Source organism: Nostoc sp., assembly GCF_036917575.1.
In the GTDB taxonomy this organism is placed as follows: Bacteria; Cyanobacteriota; Cyanobacteriia; order Cyanobacteriales; family Nostocaceae; genus Nostoc.
The window spans coordinates 1-1,464 of sequence record NZ_JBALDC010000056.1 but is presented as its reverse complement, the minus strand read 5'-3'; the positions used below and the strand labels follow the sequence as shown (position 1 = coordinate 1,464).

1 protein-coding gene is annotated in these 1,464 nt (G+C 40.6%); it reads right to left on the bottom strand.

Annotated elements, in window-relative coordinates; translation table 11 throughout:
• Positions 1 to 180: 180 nt before the first annotated feature.
• Positions 181 to 1,326 (bottom strand): IS4 family transposase, encoded by a 1,146-nt coding sequence (locus V7K79_RS17185; protein ID WP_335049215.1) that lies wholly within the window; start codon positions 1,324 to 1,326, stop codon positions 181 to 183.
• Positions 1,327 to 1,464: the final 138 nt, after the last annotated feature.

The following is a 1,464-nucleotide window of genomic DNA, read 5'->3' as shown; positions in this document are numbered from 1 at the left end:
CAATACGGTTCAGTTAAGGCTATGCAGTGCTTGAAACAACAAACACAGGAGGATTAGTTCTTGTTCCAGTACCTCTGTGTTTAACTTTTTTAGAGCGAAATTTTGATACAGGCTTTTTCACAACCCTTGGATTGTTTCTATGAACCCTCTCAGGTAAAACTTGGTCAAGAATCTCCATAGTTAACCAGCTAAAAAAAAGGGGAGTTCTTGTGGCTGCAAACGCTGGAATTTTGGGAGGGCACGACGCACAACTCGTAATGTTCCTGTAAAGCTTAGACGCAGGGGTGCAATTTCCGCAGTAGTGGCAGCTTGAAAAATTAACAACCGAATAGCCCAGTGACCTAATAACAAACCGTAAACTTCTTGCACCACCTGCCGTGGCTTTTGAGAACGAATATGAGTTTTTCGTCCTAAAAGATGTACTTTGAGTTCATCAATCGTATTCTCTACTTCCCAGCGTTGATGGTACTCACAAGCTAGTAACTGGGCTGGAAATTTTTCAATGTCCAATAGGCTGGTAATTAAACGATATTTAATTTGTTCTTCTGGGTTATCAGGATTCTCAATTGTGTACTCGATGACTCGTACTTGTATTGGCTCAAAACCTTTTTTTCTTAATTTGCCCGATGGATAAATATAACTTAAATACGAACCATCGTCTAAAGCTTCTTCGTTTAAAAATTTAACGTTGGCAGGAATTCTTCCTAAATAATCACAGCCTTTAGTTACCGTTGCTTGTACCATTGCGTAGGAATGCAAACCTCTATCCCACATCAATAACATTCCGGATGTTACCGAGCGTAATAATTTTAGTGACCTGACTCGCTCTCCAATCCTATATGGGCACATTAATGCATCGAAAATTAGATGTGTTCCTGCCTCCACCAAAATAACTAATCTAACTTTGGGAAATGCGGCTCTTGTACCAGGGCGACTACCGGGACGACCAAAAACCCTTGCGTTTTCATCGCTATCTGGGATATCTAAGCAAGTTCCATCAATCACTACAATTCGTAATCCATTGACAAAGGCTCCTATTGTTTCGCTAGTTGCCATTGGTTGCACCAACTGATGAAACAGCTGTCTCATCACCCCTGCTCCCAATCGCTGTCTGGCTTGGGTTATAGCTGATTTACAAGGGAATCGCCAATATTTACCAACTTTAACCCATGCCTCTGAAAGACCATCAATGAGATTTTTGAGTACATCCCGCATTGAGTCTCTCGACCATAGGCTCATGGCTATTATTAAGCAAACTACAAGTTGTGCTGGTAATGAGCGATGACGTTCTTCTTCAACTTTTGTTTTAGCGATCGCTTGTTCGATTGAAGTTGCTGGGATAGCAACCTCTATCGCTTTGAATATCTCCGTACTTTGTATCTTAATAGACACTAATGAGAATTCTTTAAGATGCACCGAACTTGATTTCCATTTTTGGAAACAATGCCTATTTTACAGCTATTT